Origin of the sequence: Pumilibacter intestinalis (genome assembly GCF_943193005.1) — a bacterium.
GTDB lineage: Bacteria > Bacillota > Clostridia > Christensenellales > Pumilibacteraceae > Pumilibacter > Pumilibacter intestinalis.
On the sequence record NZ_CALPCH010000014.1, the window covers coordinates 20,556 to 38,135 of the forward strand.

At 45.8% G+C, this 17,580-nt stretch carries 19 protein-coding genes; 8 read left to right on the plus strand and 11 right to left on the minus strand.

Features of this window, described 5'->3' with window-relative positions; translation table 11 throughout:
* Positions 1-19 precede the first annotated feature (19 nt).
* From NFR55_RS07570 to NFR55_RS07600, 7 genes are all read right to left on the minus strand, one after another.
* Positions 20-1,870, minus strand: coding sequence for a glucosidase family protein (locus tag NFR55_RS07570; protein ID WP_251547909.1), 1,851 nt, complete (start codon positions 1,868-1,870; stop codon positions 20-22).
* A complete protein-coding gene (locus NFR55_RS07575; protein ID WP_251547911.1) occupies positions 1,854-3,527 on the minus strand; it encodes an Ig-like domain-containing protein in 1,674 nt (557 codons plus the stop codon). The genes NFR55_RS07570 and NFR55_RS07575 overlap by 17 nt, the downstream gene beginning before the upstream one ends.
* A gap of 32 nt (positions 3,528-3,559) precedes the next feature.
* The gene (locus NFR55_RS07580) at positions 3,560-4,426 is read right to left on the minus strand and encodes a carbohydrate ABC transporter permease (RefSeq protein ID WP_251547913.1); all 867 of its coding nucleotides are present in this window, start codon (positions 4,424-4,426) and stop codon (positions 3,560-3,562) included.
* Positions 4,426-5,385: a carbohydrate ABC transporter permease gene (locus NFR55_RS07585; RefSeq protein WP_251547915.1), complete on the minus strand. Its 960-nt coding sequence runs from the start codon at positions 5,383-5,385 to the stop codon at positions 4,426-4,428. Before NFR55_RS07585 ends, NFR55_RS07580 begins: the two co-directional genes overlap by 1 nt.
* A gap of 9 nt (positions 5,386-5,394) precedes the next feature.
* Positions 5,395-6,750 carry an ABC transporter substrate-binding protein gene (locus tag NFR55_RS07590; RefSeq protein ID WP_251547918.1) on the minus strand — a complete coding sequence of 452 codons (1,356 nt, stop codon included), beginning with the start codon at positions 6,748-6,750 and terminating at the stop codon, positions 5,395-5,397.
* Positions 6,747-7,967: an alpha,alpha-trehalase gene (locus tag NFR55_RS07595; RefSeq protein WP_251547920.1), complete on the minus strand. Its 1,221-nt coding sequence runs from the start codon at positions 7,965-7,967 to the stop codon at positions 6,747-6,749. Before NFR55_RS07595 ends, NFR55_RS07590 begins: the two co-directional genes overlap by 4 nt.
* Before the next feature lie 251 nt (positions 7,968-8,218).
* Entirely contained in the window at positions 8,219-9,031 is an 813-nt protein-coding gene (locus tag NFR55_RS07600; RefSeq protein ID WP_251547922.1) for a helix-turn-helix transcriptional regulator, read from the minus strand.
* 1,209 nt (positions 9,032-10,240) lie between these two features.
* Here NFR55_RS07600 and NFR55_RS07605 point away from each other — a divergent pair.
* Together NFR55_RS07605 and NFR55_RS07610 are read left to right on the plus strand one after the other, a co-directional pair.
* A complete protein-coding gene (locus tag NFR55_RS07605) occupies positions 10,241-10,519 on the plus strand; it encodes a hypothetical protein (RefSeq protein WP_251547924.1) in 279 nt (92 codons plus the stop codon).
* Complete coding sequence (locus NFR55_RS07610; protein ID WP_251547926.1) at positions 10,516-10,674, plus strand: cysteine-rich KTR domain-containing protein; 159 nt, start codon at positions 10,516-10,518, stop codon at positions 10,672-10,674. Before NFR55_RS07605 ends, NFR55_RS07610 begins: the two co-directional genes overlap by 4 nt.
* 248 nt (positions 10,675-10,922) lie before the next feature.
* On the opposite strand, the gene NFR55_RS07615 is transcribed toward NFR55_RS07610, so the two are convergent.
* Positions 10,923-11,552: a hypothetical protein gene (locus NFR55_RS07615; protein ID WP_251547928.1), complete on the minus strand. Its 630-nt coding sequence runs from the start codon at positions 11,550-11,552 to the stop codon at positions 10,923-10,925.
* 118 nt (positions 11,553-11,670) lie between these two features.
* On the opposite strand from NFR55_RS07615, the gene NFR55_RS07620 reads away from it, so the two are divergent.
* From NFR55_RS07620 to NFR55_RS07645, 6 genes are all read left to right on the plus strand, one after another.
* A complete protein-coding gene (locus NFR55_RS07620) occupies positions 11,671-11,847 on the plus strand; it encodes a hypothetical protein (RefSeq protein WP_251547930.1) in 177 nt (58 codons plus the stop codon).
* A gap of 2 nt (positions 11,848-11,849) precedes the next feature.
* A complete protein-coding gene (locus NFR55_RS07625) occupies positions 11,850-12,056 on the plus strand; it encodes a hypothetical protein (RefSeq protein ID WP_251547932.1) in 207 nt (68 codons plus the stop codon).
* Positions 12,053-12,265, plus strand: a complete 213-nt coding sequence (locus NFR55_RS07630) for a hypothetical protein (RefSeq protein WP_251547934.1) — start codon at positions 12,053-12,055, stop codon at positions 12,263-12,265. The genes NFR55_RS07625 and NFR55_RS07630 overlap by 4 nt, the downstream gene beginning before the upstream one ends.
* A gap of 74 nt (positions 12,266-12,339) precedes the next feature.
* Positions 12,340-13,179 carry a Cas9 inhibitor AcrIIA9 family protein gene (locus tag NFR55_RS07635; RefSeq protein WP_251547936.1) on the plus strand — a complete coding sequence of 280 codons (840 nt, stop codon included), beginning with the start codon at positions 12,340-12,342 and terminating at the stop codon, positions 13,177-13,179.
* 10 nt (positions 13,180-13,189) lie between these two features.
* Positions 13,190-14,521 carry a PcfJ domain-containing protein gene (locus NFR55_RS07640; protein ID WP_251547938.1) on the plus strand — a complete coding sequence of 444 codons (1,332 nt, stop codon included), beginning with the start codon at positions 13,190-13,192 and terminating at the stop codon, positions 14,519-14,521.
* Positions 14,522-14,556: 35 nt separating this feature from the next.
* On the plus strand, positions 14,557-14,880 hold the full coding sequence (locus tag NFR55_RS07645) for a hypothetical protein (protein WP_251547940.1): 324 nt from the start codon (positions 14,557-14,559) through the stop codon (positions 14,878-14,880).
* Between the two features lie 71 nt (positions 14,881-14,951).
* On the opposite strand, the gene NFR55_RS07650 is transcribed toward NFR55_RS07645, so the two are convergent.
* The 3 genes from NFR55_RS07650 to NFR55_RS07660 all read right to left on the minus strand — a co-directional run bounded on the left by NFR55_RS07650 (position 14,952) and on the right by NFR55_RS07660 (position 17,546).
* A complete protein-coding gene (locus NFR55_RS07650; protein ID WP_251547942.1) occupies positions 14,952-15,806 on the minus strand; it encodes a BRO-N domain-containing protein in 855 nt (284 codons plus the stop codon).
* A 99-nt stretch (positions 15,807-15,905) separates the two neighbouring features.
* Positions 15,906-16,238 carry an HTH domain-containing protein gene (locus tag NFR55_RS07655; RefSeq protein WP_251547944.1) on the minus strand — a complete coding sequence of 111 codons (333 nt, stop codon included), beginning with the start codon at positions 16,236-16,238 and terminating at the stop codon, positions 15,906-15,908.
* Positions 16,239-16,346: 108 nt separating this feature from the next.
* Entirely contained in the window at positions 16,347-17,546 is a 1,200-nt protein-coding gene (locus NFR55_RS07660) for an alpha,alpha-trehalase (RefSeq protein WP_251547945.1), read from the minus strand.
* Positions 17,547-17,580: the final 34 nt, after the last annotated feature.

Below are 17,580 nucleotides of genomic sequence, written 5' to 3' on the forward strand. Positions count from 1 at the left end.
AGCGAAAATCCTTTATCGCTTACTGCAAGCAAGCATACGCTATACTGCCGGCATCGGTCAAATCCAAACGAAATTCGCCGTCTTTTGCGGTAACGAGAGCGGAAGAAACGGCATTGTCGTAGCGGTCGAACAGTACGAGCTTTCTCGTTCCGACTCCCGCCGTGTCTTTTACCGAAAGGGCAATGTCCATTCCCTCTTCCGACGAGATACGGAACTTACCGTCGCGATACGCGCACATCGTATAAATTTTGCCGTCGAACACGATATCGTTTACACCCATATATCCGTAGCCCTCGGGAATATTGGGAGCAATATATATGCCGTCGGCACGCAAGTTGACTCCTATAAATCCGTAGAGATAAGCCACCGGCACGAGTCCGCTCTCGGGAAATTCTCCCACAAATCCGAGCACGTCGTATCCGCCCGAAGTGGGATTCATGGGATCGCGGTTTAACTCGTCTTTCGCATATTCGCGCGCAAGCGTTTCCATGCGAGCGTATGCGCTCGTCAAGTCGCCCGACGCTATACGTCCCATAATATCGTAATATTCGGTATACAAAATGGCTCCGCCGTTTTCCACGTGATAGCCGTATGCGCCGTTGCCCGAAAGAGCCTGACCGCCGTTGTTGTCGTGCCACCAGAATTTGTTTTCGGCGTCGGGGTCGGATATTGCGCCGTAATCGAGCGTATTGCTGCGAGGCGCCGCGATATATCGGTAAATATCTTCGCCCGTAGAGGTGTCGCCCGTCACTATGCGTTTGCCGTCAAGCCAATCGTATATGCTCTTGGCTTGCTCCGCGCTCGATAGCCCCGCGGCAACGGCTTCGGTATTTACAAACGTGATGCCGTAATCGCGCATGATGCCGTTCACGTCCACCGTACCCACGTATCTGCCCGTTTTTTCGTTCCAAAAAGTTTTGTTGTAATTGGTCTTTACGGTAGCCGCCAAATCTCGGTAATAAGTTGCCTGCTCGGCATTTTCACGCATGGTTTCAAGTTCGGTAAGACTTTTGAGCATGTTGTAAAAAAGTATATTTTCGTACGCATCCTTGTAACCGAACGGAATGTTATCCCAGTAGTTACACGAATAGCTGTCGTTGGTGCCGAGATTGAGTCCGTCCTGCGCGTTTTCGTCTATTATTATAAGACCGTCTTTGCCGTGCAGTTCGTTCATCACGTAGTCTATTGCTTTTTCGAGCTTCCAACCCACAGTCTTGCCTTTGGATACGTCTTCCGCCTGATGGTAGGTTCCCTCGTGAGCTTCGGTGTCGTTGGCTACGGTAGAAGGGTCTACCGCATTCAACAAATCCAACGAGTTTTCCCATGCACAGAAATTCCATACCGTGATTACGAATCGGAAATTGTTATCGTAATGGAAATTGTGGTGACTGTCTGTAAATCCGAGGTCGGGCCAGTGCGGCGTGTCGTAGCTCCATACGTAGCCGTCCGCCGATATGGGGCAATCTATAAGATAGTTGCGCCAACGGTTTTTCACCCAGTCGTTATCCGACCAGTTGCGTATAAGCGCCATCCACTCGTACCACGCGGGGCACCACCCTACTCCCAATCCCACATACGGCTGATTGCCCATGGTAAGGTCGCCGTAAGATTTATACATCGAATTGCAAAAATACGTAACGGCATCGTTTTTGTCCGAAAAAAAGTACATATCCAAAAACTCGTCGTCGTATACGTCTTTGCCCGCTTTGTTGCGCCACGTAAAATCGTCTGCTTTGATAATATTGTCTTTGGTTTCACCGGCGCCGTTTCCGCCGCCGGTACCGTTCGAGTCGCCTTCGCACGCCGCGAACGCGAACGTCAAACACAAAGCCAGCATTACGGTCAATATCTTTTTACCCAACGTTTTCATTGTTTTTCCTCCCTTTGGTTGAGATAATCGCGAGTGCCGACAATATCGCAACCGCTGCGATTATCGCCGACGGTGCGCCGACTGCCGACGAACACCCTTCTTGGGCAGCCTGCGCCGAAGCGTTCGTAATATTAAACTCCAAACGAATTTCCTGTGCCGCATCGCCGTCGGTTGCCGTAAACGTCACGAATATATGCTCGGCCGTGTTCGGCGTATAAGTCCAAATTCCGTCCTCTATCGTTCCTTTGGTGGCAAACAACGTAAGAGCGTCGCCGTCTGCGTCGGTAAACAACTCGTTGAGATTTATTCTCAAAGTGTCGCCCGCTTTGTACTGCGTCTCGTTCACCTTTTGCATAACTTCGTGCTCTACCTGCGGCGCGTTGTTGGCGTTTTGCACTTTAAGACTTTCTATAACGTAACCGTCATTACCCACGCCTCCCGAACTTTCGGGCGCAAACATCTGATAATATGCACTGCCGCCTACGTAGTACGGCGCCACAATATTGAAATAATCGTTTACGTTAAGTCCGTCCGAGCTTACTTTGCCCGAAAACAACTCCTTTCCGTTGAGCGTTATGAGCCACATTCCTTTTAGCTTTTTGACGCGAATTTCGTTGGTTTCGAACCATTTGAAAGCGTCCGTTCTTTCACTGAATTTTATGGGTTCTTCGTGATTTGCGTCCGTCTTATCGTCATACATCATAAAGCTTATGTCGGTCTTGCCGTCGGTATCGTTCTTATTATACTTCACCATAAGCGCTATGGTATAAGTACCGGCATACCAGTTATGATTATTGAGCGAGGTGAACGCCATAAAAAAGTGCATATTCTTTTCGCCGTGCGCTATTCTTACGTTGGCGGTAAGTCCGTTAAGCGGCATGGGAAGAGTGGAACTTACGGCATATTGCTTGCCGAAGTCGGAGGCATAGCCGCAAAGCTCCTCGCCGTATGTTTCCGTCCAACGGGGCGCGTCGAAAATTTCGTATCCGAAACCTTGGGGATTTTCACCCGACTGACGGGGCATTCCGTATTGCACGCCCGCGTATGTGAACTTTGTGTTCGCCGATGCACCGAACTGCAAATAACCTACTCTGCCTTGATAAGTCGCAAGAGCGGTATCGAGCGCGGCGGACGCGTCGCTGCCGAGCGCGGTAACGTGGTCGTTGCAGTTTATTACCCAACCCGAGTCACGCTTGGCAAGATACAAATAGTTCGTGTCGTATGATTTGCCGTCCGTCCAGTTGAACATGTTGCTTTCGAACTTTTCTTTCTGTTCGCCCGCAACGCTAAGCGTAATTTCCGATTCGAGCAAATCGTCGGATATTGCTTCCGCTTTGAGCCTTATGCCCTTATCCTGCGCACAAGTTTCCTCCGTGGGCGAAATAACAAGTACCACGCTGCCCTTCGTATCGCGGTTTATGCGGAAAGCAAGTCCGAATTTGTCCACCCAAACTTTTTTTCGAGACGCTACGGTATATTCGTCGCTCGAGGTAAACACGGTGCCGTAACTGTCCGTAGACTGCGTTACGTCACCTTTCGTCACGTTCCACTCCCACGAGTCCTCGGCAAAAGCCGCACTCGCATAGAGCGGCGCTACCGCAATGCACACGGCTATCGCCAATGCGCCGAGCAGTATCGGCAAAGTCCTTTTCTTCATCTTTTCTTCTCCTTATTATATTTTTTTACGGATTAACCTTTGATACCCGTCATTACCACGCCCTCTATAAGCCGGCGTTGAAAAACGAGGAAGAGCGCCGCTACCGGCAAAACCATTATTACGCCCGTAGCCATCTGCATATTGGGGTAAACGTCTTCGGTGCCGCGAATAAGGAATTTATAGTAAATTCCCAACGCCAACGTTTGCCACTGCCGCGACGCGCGCGTATCGCCTATAAACACGAGTGCGCTGTCGAAATCTCTCCAACACGATATAAACGTGTTTATGACTATATAAATTATAATGGGTTTAAGCAGCGGAAATATAATGCCGAAAAATATTCTCAATCTGCTTGCACCGTCTATACGCGCCGCCTCGTCTATCTCTTTGGATATGCCGCGTATAAACTGTCTCGCCAAAAATATATTGAGTGCGCCGCCGCCGAAAAAGTTGGGTATAATGAGAGGGGCGAGCGTTCCGGTAAGCCCGAACTTTTTGAACATAATGTAGACGGGCACCTGCGTCACCACGCCGGGAAGCATTATGGTGCCGAGCACTACGGCAAACCAAAAGTTCTTGGTCTTGAATTTACCGCGCGCAAATCCGAATGCCACGAAGCAAGCCGCAAGCGGAACTCCCACTATGTTGAACGCGATTACTATGAGCGTGTTGCGGAAGTAGCGCAAAAACGAACTGTCGAACACTCTTGCGTAATTGGAGAAATGCCATGCGCCTTCGGGCAAAAAACGAACGTACGGCGAGCCCGCAGATTCCAAATTTCCCATTACGCTTTTGAAAAACATAAACGCGAACGGAAATAGAAAAAACATCGAGAACAGCACGAGCACCGCATAAATCATGCCTTTTTTCACTACTTGCAGAGTCTTGACTTTTGTCATCAGTCGTTACCTCCGTCGCCGTAGTAAACCCATTTATTGGTGCCGAACGCAAGTCCGGTAAGCGCGGCAATGATGAGGAATAAAAACCAAGCAAGCGCGCACGCATAGCCCATTTCCCACGCGCCGAACGCCGTATTATATATCTTATACGCAAAGAAATACAATGCATTATCCGGTCCCGCGCCGCTTTGCCCCATTAAAGTCATCACGGGTCCGAACATTTGCAACGCTCCTATCACGCCCGTAATTATGTTATAAAAAAGTATGGGCGTGCACATGGGAATTATTATTTTTACAAGCCTTCGAAACGCCCCCGCGCCGTCTAACTTTGCCGATTCTATGAGCGACGCCGGAACGTTTTTGAGTGCCGAAAGCCACAGTATCATAGACGCGCCGAGCGTCCATAGATTGAGCGACATAAACGTGACGAGAGCCGTGTTTGCCGACGTAAAGAACGTACCGGCGGGCAGCCCGACGGACGTAAGCAGCTGATTCGCAAGTCCGAACCGAACGTCGTAAAAATCCGCCCAAAGCAAGCCGTTTATCGTAGTGGGAATTATAACCGGCAAATAGTAAATTACTCTGAATATGCCTATTCCTTTTACCTTACTGTTCAGTAGCAACGCTATCAGAAACGACAATATAAGGCATACGGGGACGCTCACAACCGCATAAATAAACGTTATGCCGAAAGACTGCCACACTTCGGAATCTATGGTAAACATACGTTTGTAGTTAAACAGCCCGAAATTATTGAATCCGTTTATCGTCCAAAACGGCAAATCGGTAGTTCCCGTATACGTTTTGAAAAAGCTGTAATAAAGCGATACCACCATAGGATACAGCGAAAATATAAGCACACCGAGCACTACGGGAAGAATAAACGCGAACCAACCCAATCTGTCGAAAAGGCTTTTGCGGCTTATCTTACGTTTTGCGAGCGATTCAAGCAAAGCCATAAATCACCTCTACACAAAGTATTCGGGATAATTCGATTTATACTCTTCTATCTGCCCCTTGAGAACCGTATGCGCCTGCGCAAAGCTCTTGTTGCCGTCGCATACCGAAGTCAAAAACTTCTTGTAAAATCCGCCGTACGCGTTGCGGGCAAGCGCCGGCAGTTTGCCGAACCAAGTAGCCGTAACGTCGCGTTCGGTATGTTTTATGAACTGTGCGGTGTCTACCGCATTACCTTTGCCGTTTGTCATTTTGCGCCACTGCGAACTCTCGTCTTCGGCAAGCGATTTTAGCACGGGAATAAGCTGACCTTTTTCGGAAATAATCTTTTGACCTGCTTCGCTCATGATGAAATTGAGAAACGCCCAAGTTACGTTTTTGTTATACGAATTCTTGGCTATGGCGTAACCGCAAGTACCGGTGGGCGTTTTGGGAGTATCGCCTATCGCCGGAAACGGAACCACGTTGTAATCTATGCCTTTTTGTTTGTATGTGGTGCTCGCAGCTCCCACCGCAAAACTCATTGCCGCCGCTCCGTTTTCGAAGTCGGTCGCCTTATACAAACGACTGTCGAGCGAATATTTTTCGGTAATCATATCCGCGGCGGTAAGCATTCCCTTTTGCCACTGTTTATACGTTTCGCTGTTTGCATCCGCAAGAGTGAAATCGTCTTTTAATATACTCTCCGCGCCGTAAGAAGACACTATTCCCCAATTGAGAATATCGTAAGACATAGCCGCCTGTACGGGCACGTAGTTTGACGGGAACTCCGGACTCGATTTAAGCGCCCTGCACGTAGCTACGAATTTGTCCCACGTCCAAGGGTCTTCGGGCGTATCGACGGGATAAGCCACGCCGCACTTATCGAAAAGCGCCTTATTGTAAAAACATGTTATGCGGCTGTAATCGCGCGGCATCATATACATTTTGTCGGTCACGCTGTCGCGTCCGAGTTCGAGCATGGACGAATAATACTTGCTCTCGTCGAATTTCTGCGCTTCCATGTAATCGTCGAGAGGCGTCAAAATGTCTTGCGAAGCATAATACGATACGTTTTCGCCTATTACGCTTACGAGGTCAACCGCCTCGCCCGAACGGATATACGATATAACGTCGGCGTTTTGCACAACGTCTACCGTCACGTTTGGATATTCTTTGCAGAATTCCTCGGCAAGCTCTTCCACTATCATTTTTTCCACGCCGTCGTTGTCCACCACGGCAACCAAATCGGCTTGCACGTTTTTGTCGATATCGATGTCTATCGGCTGTTCGGGCGCTTGCGGGAGACCCGTATTGCAAGCGGCAAAACTCACCGCAACGCACAGAGCCAAAACGGCAAACGCAAGCGTTCTAAAAAAACTTTTCATTTCTTTTCTCCTTTTTTATTTTGAATTTCGGTAAAACGCAAATACACCCCCGCAGTCCACCCGAGCATCGGCGGCGTTTTATATTCCGCCGCATGCCCCACCACGCAAGAAACCACGTTATACTTTTCCCATAAATTGCCGGTACACTCAAATACTTTTTCCACCGTTCGTATAAAAGCAACCCTCAGTTCTTCCGCCAAATCGTATTCACCCGCTTTTCTGAGCGAAACTTCGGCTATGCCGGCAAGCGGCGGCCACATCATAGGATAATCCCACTGAAAACGCTTGCTGTATTTGTTTTCGGTACAGGTAAGAAGCCCGTGTTTTGTCATAAGTTCGTTACAAAGCGTCTTTACTCCGCAGTTTTTATCCACGCCGAACGCCGCGGCGAAGAAACTGCCCGCATGCGTATTTTCTCCGCGCAATTCTCCCGTGTCGGCATAGCAGTCGCGATACGTCTTTCCGTCGTACATGTATTTTCGCATAAGCTCTTTTCTCTTTGCGGCGGCGGCTTCCATGCGTTCCGCGCCGGAGCCGAATTCGCGTTCGAACTGCGCAAGTTTAAGTTCTGCGTCGAAAAGTATTGCATTTAAGTCCACAGGGCAAATATCGTAAGAGCGGCAACTTTCTCCGTTATCGAAAAAGCGCGACGTAAAGTCCCAACCGCTTTCCGCCGACGCCAACAACTGAACGTCGCGTTCCTCCTTTTCGCTAAGGTTCAATCCCAAACGCTCCGCTATTTCTTTGTTAAAAGAAATTATCTCGTCTTCCGTTTTTGCGCTCGAACCGTAACGATTGAGTCCGCACGGGGCAATTCTGTCGCGCATCCAAAAATCGTATTCGGCACGCATGGCGGGCAACATTTTTCGCACAAACTCGGCATCGCCCGTTTGTTCGCGATACTCATATACGCCGCGTATAAACAAAGGCGGCTGACTGCGGTTGGTAAGCACGTCGGCGTTGGGCATATAACCGAATTTATTTATAAGCTCCGCCATGTTTTTAAGATTGTTACCCGCTTGCTCATACATGCCCATCGCATACAGTGCCCAATTTGCAAAATACGTATCCCAGTAAAAAAAGTTTCTGAACCCATCGCCGGTACTCGGAACGGTATACGGATAATTCAACAGACCTCCGCTGTCTTTCGGAAGGCGCACGGTCTTTCGCATATTTTCACGCAAGAACTTTATTATATTGTCGTTTGTTTTCGGCATCCGCTCTCCTTTTATGCCCCGCTCCGTGCGGCGGGCATCATTTTCCTTTTTACCGCGCCAATCTAAAAACAGCAAAACCGTTATTTACCAATAGTATAACATACTACCCCCCCCCGTACCTCTCACTAACTACTTTATATATTTCAAAAAGTAAACAAATTGCCGTTGCAACCATACGGATACACAGGTTGCAAAAGCAACTTGAACGCATAAAAAAGCCTCCCTTTAATAAGGAAGGCCGCAAAATTCGTTCAGCATTTCGGAGTGGTTCCGTACAGCTCTCTATACGCTCTATAAAAAGTAGACTGGCTTTCAAACCCGCACGCAAAAGCAAGTTTGAGCACGGTATCGCGCTGTTTGACCGTTTGACTGTCCCACATCTCTCTGAAACGCAACACCCTCACTCGATTAAGATATTTACGAAAACTTTCGTCCACCACTTTATTGAACATTTTACTGCAATATTGTTTGGCGTAGCCGAACTCGTCGGCTATTTTCTCTATGCTTATATCTTCGGCGTAGTTTTCGTCTATATAATTAAGCATATTCACAACAAGTTCGTTGCCTTTCTCAAGCCGCATGGGCACAAGCGAATAAGCGTCGTAAAGCAGCGCAAAAAACAAATTCGCACGGTTAAACCCGTCATAAACCGTTCCTTTTCCCGCCTCAAGCCACAAATGCCAGTCTGCAACATACTCGGCTATTTCTTTGTTTTTGCTATGTTTGCTCATCACGGTAGGAAAACACATGCGCTCGAATTCTTTGCGGAAAAATTGCAAATACCACTCGCTCATAACAAGGACGTAACCGTCGACGTCGTTGCTTGCAACATACGAATGCGGCAAAAAGCTGTCTACAAACAATATATCGCCCGCCTCGAGTGAACTGTGCTTTCCGTTTACGTTACAATTAACGTTGCCGTTTGTAATTATTATAAATTCGCTGGCACGGTGAAAGTTAGGCAAACACGTTATTTCGTGTATTCTTCCCGGCAACGACGGCTGCCCTTGCTTTTTGAGATATATATAATGTTTGTTGTCGGATCTCTTTTCATATATACTCATAAAACTCGCTCCTCTACAAAACAATAATATCTCATTTAATAACTTTTGTCAATACCGACTCCGAATTTTAACGCAATGTTTTTTAATTTTAATACAAAAACATTACCTTTTGCTACAGGGAGGCGCGTTATTCCTTTGCGAACCTTACTGAGAACATTGATATGACGTTCTCTGTTATAGCAAAACCGCTTTATCATTTTTGTCGCCAAAAGTTTGAAATCTCGTTTTACAATACCTTATATACACATTTAATTTTAACAAACTTCGCTAAATTGAAATTTAACTGCAGTCATATACAGCCGCCTTACGTGTTCCATGCAGGAGATTGCCACGCTCGTAAACTCGCTCGCAATGACCGGTTTGGTTTTACATGTCATTGCGAGCGAACGCAGTGAGCGCGGCAATCTTATACAGGCTACACGTCATTGCGAGCGAACGCAGTGAGCGCGGCAATCTCATACGGTCTACACGTCATTGCGAGCGAATGCAGTGAGCGCGGCAATCTCATATGGACTACACGTCATTGCGAGCGAATGCAGTGAGCGCGGCAATCTCATCCATTAGAAAAGCGACAGCCGCACGTTTTCAATTTCCTTGCCGCCCCCCAAAACTAAAAGCGGGTTTATATAATCGTCGGCGGCAAACACTTTGTAATCAAGGTTATCGATTGGCGGGATTGCCTTTCAGGCTGTTAAAAAACTAATGGTATTGTCGAAAAATCAATTTTGTTCACGCATAATATCAACTTTACTTTAAGGCTTATTTTTGCTATAATTAAATCAGTGAAAATCACGTTAAAAGAAAACAAAATAAAAAACGATATTGAGGTTATAATTGAGTATCCCGAAATGTCGGAAACCGTATAGAACACGCGGTAAAATCGGTTGATAATATCGTCCGTTGTTATGATGATGACGGTAATATTTGTTTTGTAATGTTTCGGGCTTTACATATAAAACCGACTGACGCGGGCTTTCGAGTTAAACGCATCCACAACAATATACTTTTGGGAACCTTACTTGGAATATCGGTTTACTTTTTAGCCTATGGAATTGAGTTGATTATTATTGCGGCTATGGGTAAATCGCCGTCTTTACATTTCTACGTTACAAGTTATTCCGTTGACGGTAATATAGGTAATCAAACGGGCATTTGGTCGCGCCTTTGCGTAGTTATATCGACGGAGAACGCAGTTTAGGCGGAATGTTTATGATGATGTTAACGTTGTTTTTTGCAACGGGAATTACAGGGGCAAAATTTTGTTTGTTAACTAAAATATCGGACTCGTTATGGTTGCCTATGACCGACCATTTTATAAATAACACGATAGTAAATATATTGCATATCAGTTCTACAAACGGAATTGACGAATTACAAACTGTAAGAGCGGCAATCGCGCAAACAATTTCGTTTATAATCGTTCTTATAGTTTTTATTAAAGGCAAGCATTATAAGAAACCTGCTTTTGAAAATAGCGAGGCAATATGACAAATTACGTTGTATGTCGCGACTGCGGGTATAAATTATTAAAAGCGGACAACGGCTCTACAATAGAAATCTATTGCCCGAAATGCAAGGGCAAAATGCTTATCGCCGTAAAGGACGGAAAAGTAATCGTGCAAAAATCGCCCGATAATAAATAATCATTAGTACTACTTTTATACGCCACTATGTAACACTGTCACACTTTCGGAGTAAAAAATAAAAAATTGATTTATTTCCCATGGGGGCGGGTTCTTAGGTGGGATAATAGAAAAAACACAAGGTTGATTGCCTTGTGCTTTTTCATTTTACTGCGCTCTGACGAACTTTCCGTTTTCCCGAACATTGTAGTTGTTTTCATACGTTAGCGGTTTGTGTTGCCACCTTGTGACAAATCCCGTAAGCCCGTTTATTCATTTCGATAATATTCAATATTAAATTCCCGACCTTGCTTATGAAGATAAATCGCACCATCTGTAGAAAAGAATAGAATAGATGATGTTATTTGTTTAATATCTGCTTCACAAAGGGTAATGAGCTTTTTAATTACTTTGCTATCATAATAAAAAACATGTAAGAACTCAAACTCTTGTTCTGTTCCCCAAAGTCCCTGTAAATGCTTAGAGAGTTTGTCTAATTCGACTTTATTAATTATTTGAAAATACTTATTTTTATCAAAACTATATATAATTTCCAATAATTCTGCTATGGATTGCCAATTATATAAAACATTAGATGAAATTTGGCTTGCCAATATACTTGCGTCTATTGCTTCTGCAAATTTAAGCCGTATTTGTTTATAGTATTGGGATTTCTTGACCAATCCATTAGAAAAAGTGTCATATCCAAAAAGTAGAAAAATTGTATTTTCATCAATTTGCTGCCAAGTCTCGATAGGGTTTTGGTGCAAATGAAAAAGTATTTTATTAATACAAGTATCTCTTATTCCAATTAAACTCTTATCGCGGAAACTAAAAATTGCCGCTATATTTGCAATTGAATACAGGCACTCAACTGCTGCGTTTTCAATTTTTAACATAAACCCCTCTATATCCATGTACTTAGTTATTTTTTTGTTCCACCCTTTAAAACCATAAGAGAGTCTATCAAAAAAGCGAACAAAGTATATAATTATTTGCAACGAGCGCAATCCCGAAATGTCGTGGGTTGGCAACATCGAGTTCGACGACGAAGGCTACCCCGTAGACGACCGGTACGAATTTGATTTCGAGGACAACAACTCTTGCGAAAGCGAAGTTTGGTGGCACATTACGGACAAGAATGATTGGTACACCCACTCGTTCATAGACTTGCGCGTCATGGAGGTATTATAAGCATGAACGGATTTAAGACACAGGCATACATTCAATCGTTGAACGTCGGGAAGATAAAACCCGAAGTAAAAAAAGAAATAACGGTACTCGAAAAAGTCGGAGATAACGACTATATCGTGGACTACAAGGGCGTGCGGTGTCACGCCCTTTTTAATTGGTTCATAGGCGCATACTTTTCCGACGACGTGTATAGGAAAATAACGGAATGAATCATTACGGCTACAAAGTGTGTTACAAAAAGCAAGATTCGAACAAGTGGAAAGTATATCTTGTGACAAACACGTATTCTCTTGCCGAGTGGCACGTGCGTTGGTACGAGCGCGACCCGCCCAAGCGCTTAAAGCGCGTTGTATGGGATACCTTTCCTATCCTAAAAATATCCGAATACAAGACTCGTTGGCGCGGCTGTCCGTTTTAGGCAACGTGACGTTGCATCCAAGTATGAGTTATACTTTTTCTACCGACATTACAAAAAAACAAGGAGTTTTATTTATGGCAATATTAAATTCAACGGCTAATAACAGCCGAGAACAAATCGTATTAGATAACCTTATCCCCACGGTGAGCGACACACTTGCCGACAAGATAAACAACGGTGTGTACATAGAAAAAAACGGTAATCGCCTTTTGAACAAAAAGGATCTTACCACCTTTATGACCTATGCCACCGAGCAAGCTCGCAAAATGCTGAACGAGCAAAAGTCCGGCTCACAAGCCGTTTGCGTACTCGGCGACGATATTATGAGTTGGGCGATCCACTATTTCGAGGAAGACTCCATCGAAGGCAAGCTTTATAACGAGGACGGGACGGAGTACAAGCCACCCAAGCCCGCGAAAGCAACTACTAAGAATAATACGCCATCTATTCCCCACTCGCCGCCTCCACCCAAACCCAAGCCGCAACTATCCATGTTCGACCTTTTGGACGAAAAAGCTACCGAACAACCGAAAGAACGTGCGGGCACGGATAGCGTTGCAAGCGCCGAAACACCCGCATCCATACCACCCGAAAACGATCCGAGCGTGGAAGAAATCGCCGATGCGTTACAGCAAGCCGTGGACGAGAAAAATGGCGTTACGCATAATGACAAACAAAACAAAATCGTCATGGACAACGGCAAGACGGTAGACGCCGACACGGACGAGGTGCTTGACGTAGAAGAACTTACCGAGTCGGAAATGCAACAGTTTGACGGAGATATACAAGAGCCGAAAAGTTTGGACGAGCCTTCTACCGAAGAACAGACTTCGACCATTTCTCCGTCCTCGTTTGATGAAGACACAGTTATCTTTCTCTTGAAACTACTTGACGGCAAAATGGATATTGCATGAGGTGAACAGTATGAAAATAGAAAAGATTAAACCCATACCGAACTATATGATGAAACGTATACACAAAGCCGAGAAAATAAACCCGTGGCGCAATTCCGGCTATACGCGCTTTTACTCGTATCTTACCAAGAATGACGGCGAACTCGTAAAAATTACCGTTGCGTGTAAGAACAAATGGAACAGTCCGCGCTGGCGGTGCAAGCAAGTCGTCGTTCACGGTATTCACTCGGACAAATGCTTTCTCAAAGATATCGTCTTGCACTTTATGGGCAACTACTCCGTAGGCTGGTTCGAGCAAGGTTTACAAAAGACACGCAAGTGGTATGAAAGCAAGAGTTGGGGCTGGCAAGATGATAAGTATTTCAATATCTACTGCCCCGTTCTCAATATTGAATACATATTAAAATTCCCCGAATACCGTTACAGCGCAATAGACAAATACCGCTATACGGATACGTTCAAATACTTGCGGCTTTATGAAAAATACAGCCAAGCGGAAATGCTCGTTAAGTTCGGTCTATCCGAGTACGCAACGAGCGTGCAGATATTGCGCAAGATCGGTAAAGACAATCACTTCCGTAAATGGCTTATACAAAAGCGAGATGAACTGCATTACGGGCATTATTACGTCGGAACGCTGCTTATTGCCTACAAAACGGGAAAACCGCTTAAACAGGTGCAAGAATTGGAAGCCGAGAAAAAGTCGTTCTACCGTCAAGACGGATACAAGAATATAAAGCGGCTGTTCAAGACCGACAAGCAAGTTACGGAGCTTATGGAATACGTTATGGAGAAGAAAATAAACCTTCCGTCTTATGCGGATTATTTGCATGCCTGCAATTATCTCGGCTTGGATATGAATTTGCCGAAAAACCGCTATCCGCACGATTTCAAACGTTGGCACGATATTCGTATCGACGAGTACCGTACGGCTAAGGCATTGAAAGACGCCGAAGAACGCAAAGAACTGTATGCGAAATTTGCCGAGATTGCCGAGAAGTATTTGGTGTTGCAACGCGACAAAGACGATACGTTCATTGTCGTGATAGCGCGCTCGCCGCAAGACCTTATCCGCGAGGGCGAAGCTCTCGACCATTGCGTGGGACGCATGAATTACGACCAGCGATTTATCCGCGAAGAAAGCCTCATTTTCTTTATACGGAACAAACAAAGTCCGGACGTGCCGTTCGTTACGGTGGAATACTCGTTGCGGCAACGAAAAGTTTTGCAATGCTACGGCGAACACGATCATAGACCGGACGACAGTGTATTGGAATACGTCAATAAAAAGTGGCTGCCGTATGCGAATAGAAAATTAAAGCAACTGCAAACAGCGGCATGAGCCAAAACAAATTTTATATAAGGAGATTTACAACTATGTCAAACTATTTCAGAATTACGGGTTACTGTGAAAGCGAAGATTTTTGCTTTATTCTCGACTGTTACGGAATGTTTGAAAAGCTATGGCAGTTCAGCTCGTTCCTCGTGCAAAAAGGATTGAAAATATTGGAAGTAAGCTCTACCGATAAATTCCTTGACGGTAACATTCCCCGCGCACCCGAGAACGTCGATAAACTGCTCTTACGCGCCAGCGCCAAGGGCAAGCCCGAATACGTTACGCAAGCAATAGACGGCGTGACATATACTGCCGTAAAGGTTGCGGATAAATTCTATGTGCCGGATAGGACGCAAGCAATTTAACCGTATCTAATTCGACACGGTAAAATTGAGAGCCGAGAGGTTATGAACCCTCTCGGCTCTTTCTATGTAGGTTAATCTTCGTCACTATCGTTATTTACTTTCGGCGCTTGAATTTTAAGTGCCGGTTTATCACTTGCGTTAAGCGAAGTAACTACCGATTTTCCTATTCGTTTTTCTACCGCCGCTCGTGCTTCTTTAGCCGTTTTTCCACCCTCTCTTGCGACAGCTCTATTTGTTTCAAAATCCGTAGGTTTTTCTATTTGCGATATTTGCGTTGTCGTTGCTTCGGCAAGCATATTCAAAATGAGTTCCATGTCGGTCATATTGTCACGCAGGCTTTCTTTTTTCAGTCCTTTATGCGATTTATATTCCCGCACCGTAAGACCGCTCCACGCCTTGGTGAGTTCATCCGTGAGTATGGCGTACTCCTTTTCATGCGTGATCCCGCGGTCTTGCCACTCGTCGGTCAGCTTCTTACGCACTTTGATACTCATCATGCGTTGCGTGATCCATTCTTCGGGATAGCCTTTCGCCCTATAATATTCCACTCCGCGCGTAAACGCTTTTTCGGGATCGGCAATTTCGTTCAAGCGGTCATTGCCCACTTCGGCAAGCCACATCTTGAACGGCTCGGCTTTCGGCGACGGAATGGACTGCACAAGACGCAATACTCCTTTCGTGTCGAGTACGTCTTGCACCCGCATTTTACCATCAGGAGCTTCCAATTTCAACCCCTTACAATTTGTAAGGAGTTCACTACCCTCTTTTTTCAATCGGTTTTTCAAAACATACCAATAGTTTTGCGGTTTAGCGCTATCCGTCAAAACAGCAACCACATCCACGACGGAAAAATACCATTCTTCCGCCTCGGCATCCCATACCGTGCGGACTTGCTTATTCTCGAATACCTTGATTTTATTTTCCATACCCTCGCCCTCTTGTGTTTTTCACTTTATTATACCACAGAATATGAAATAAATCAATCGCTTTCCCATGTCATGCAATAACCCACATTTCTTACATTTTCAATCTTTCTTTCCCCTCCTTGGATTGAACGTGTCGAGTATGCTTTGCATAACAGCCGCTTTGCTTTCCGTAAGCGTCGGCAACAGTTCTTCCAACAGCTCGACTTGTTGATCCGTCAAATATTTCATGTCCGGTTTATACCAATCTTCCACGCCTATTCCGCCGCCGTAACCTTGGGTAGTTATTATCGGATATTCCGTCATTAGCCGTACAACGTCCCGCTCGATAGTACGCAAACTCACTCCGAACTCGGTGGCGAGGTTTTCTCTTGTTTCATGACGGCGAACGCATAGTCTTTCGAGTAACATTTTGCGTCTTTCGTTCGCCGTCAATCGCCTTTTGCCTCCCTTTGTGTTTCTTTTTCGCCGCTATATAAAACAAACTCGACAAGTCTTGCCGAGTTCGAACAAATGTTTATGAATTACGGATAAGTTTTTCCGTCAATTAATCATATTGCACAGCGCCATATACACGCCTGCCGTCCAGCCGAGCATTTCGGGCGTGCCGTATTCGCTCGCCGCGTCTATATCGCCCGTAACGCCGTTGTACTTTTCATACAGTTTGCCGTACGCGGCAAAGTTCTTTTCTATGAGCGCAACATACTTTTGCGCTATGCGTTTGCTCCCTCTTTCATACCCGTAGCGGCGCAACCCTTCTACGGCAACGTACTGGCAGGGTGCCCAAATATTCGGGTATGCCCACTGATACTTTTTGTCCGTCTTTGCCGTGGTAAAAATACCCCAATCGCTTTCGAGCGTTCGCAACAGGTTTAACAGCCCGTCCTTTTGTTTCTCGCCCGCAAGCCCCGCAAAGTACGGCCGAAAACTCGCCGCGCTTACTATATCGGACAGTTTGCGCGTAACGTAGTTATAGTCTTTATACGCGCCCTCTGCGCCGTCCCATAATAGCGCGTTCATCTTCTCGGCACGCTTTTGCGCTTTCTCCGTCCACGCTTTGCCGTCACCCTCGCCGAGCAAAACCTCGTATTCGGCAAACAACTTTTCATACATATATAAGTTGCCGTTTAAGTCTACGGGGTTATAGTCGGCGCAATAGCCGTTAAAACGCGGATTAAAGTCCCAACCGCTTTCCGCCTCCGCAAAGTAGTGCCGCCCCGCCTCTTTCGGGTCGCGACTATCCTCTTTACCGATACGCTCCGCCACTATTCCGTTATAAAACGCCGCGCAACTCTCTCCGTCCTCTTCGCAATCGTAATGATTAAGCCCGTTTTTCGATACCCGCTCAGTCATCCAAAATCCGTACTCTTTTTTAAGCGTTACGAACGCTACTTTGAGAAAGGACAAATCGCCGCTCTTTCTAAACACGTCATCCACCATGAGCGCGGCATAAGGCGGCTGACTGCGCTTTAAGAAAAAGATGCGGCTTCCGTTGGGCATGTAGCCGAAGCGGTCTATAAGATACAAAATATTTCGTATATTGTTTGTTGCTTGCTCAATCTGACCAATCGCAAACAAAGCCTTGTTCGTAAAGTATGTATCCCAATAATAAAGCTCGTTAAAACAGTGCTCCGCGCAAGGCACTGTGTACGGATACGGCAAGCCGATTAACGTATCGTCGTCTTGCACGTTTTGCCGCAACGTGCGGCGCATATTTTCTTTTATATATTCTCGTACCGTCATTGTAATCTCCTTTCCTTGCGCCTAAAATTCATTG

Bases quoted from the DNA above. Each gene is read 5' to 3' on its own strand.
- NFR55_RS07650 (WP_251547942.1), bottom strand. From the start codon at position 15,806: ATGGAAAATAAAATCAAGGTATTCGAGAATAAGCAAGTCCGCACGGTA.
- NFR55_RS07580 (WP_251547913.1), bottom strand. From the start codon at position 4,426: ATGACAAAAGTCAAGACTCTGCAAGTAGTGAAAAAAGGCATGATTTAT.
- NFR55_RS07625 (WP_251547932.1), top strand. From the start codon at position 11,850: ATGAACGGATTTAAGACACAGGCATACATTCAATCGTTGAACGTCGGG.
- NFR55_RS07645 (WP_251547940.1), top strand. From the start codon at position 14,557: ATGTCAAACTATTTCAGAATTACGGGTTACTGTGAAAGCGAAGATTTT.
- NFR55_RS07595 (WP_251547920.1), bottom strand. From the start codon at position 7,967: ATGCCGAAAACAAACGACAATATAATAAAGTTCTTGCGTGAAAATATG.
- NFR55_RS07615 (WP_251547928.1), bottom strand. From the start codon at position 11,552: ATGTTAAAAATTGAAAACGCAGCAGTTGAGTGCCTGTATTCAATTGCA.
- NFR55_RS07620 (WP_251547930.1), top strand. From the start codon at position 11,671: ATGTCGTGGGTTGGCAACATCGAGTTCGACGACGAAGGCTACCCCGTA.
- NFR55_RS07570 (WP_251547909.1), bottom strand. From the start codon at position 1,870: ATGAAAACGTTGGGTAAAAAGATATTGACCGTAATGCTGGCTTTGTGT.
- NFR55_RS07575 (WP_251547911.1), bottom strand. From the start codon at position 3,527: ATGAAGAAAAGGACTTTGCCGATACTGCTCGGCGCATTGGCGATAGCC.
- NFR55_RS07600 (WP_251547922.1), bottom strand. From the start codon at position 9,031: ATGAGTATATATGAAAAGAGATCCGACAACAAACATTATATATATCTC.
- NFR55_RS07635 (WP_251547936.1), top strand. From the start codon at position 12,340: ATGGCAATATTAAATTCAACGGCTAATAACAGCCGAGAACAAATCGTA.
- NFR55_RS07630 (WP_251547934.1), top strand. From the start codon at position 12,053: ATGAATCATTACGGCTACAAAGTGTGTTACAAAAAGCAAGATTCGAAC.
- NFR55_RS07640 (WP_251547938.1), top strand. From the start codon at position 13,190: ATGAAAATAGAAAAGATTAAACCCATACCGAACTATATGATGAAACGT.
- NFR55_RS07610 (WP_251547926.1), top strand. From the start codon at position 10,516: ATGACAAATTACGTTGTATGTCGCGACTGCGGGTATAAATTATTAAAA.
- NFR55_RS07585 (WP_251547915.1), bottom strand. From the start codon at position 5,385: ATGGCTTTGCTTGAATCGCTCGCAAAACGTAAGATAAGCCGCAAAAGC.
- NFR55_RS07590 (WP_251547918.1), bottom strand. From the start codon at position 6,750: ATGAAAAGTTTTTTTAGAACGCTTGCGTTTGCCGTTTTGGCTCTGTGC.
- NFR55_RS07660 (WP_251547945.1), bottom strand. From the start codon at position 17,546: ATGACGGTACGAGAATATATAAAAGAAAATATGCGCCGCACGTTGCGG.
- NFR55_RS07605 (WP_251547924.1), top strand. From the start codon at position 10,241: ATGATGATGTTAACGTTGTTTTTTGCAACGGGAATTACAGGGGCAAAA.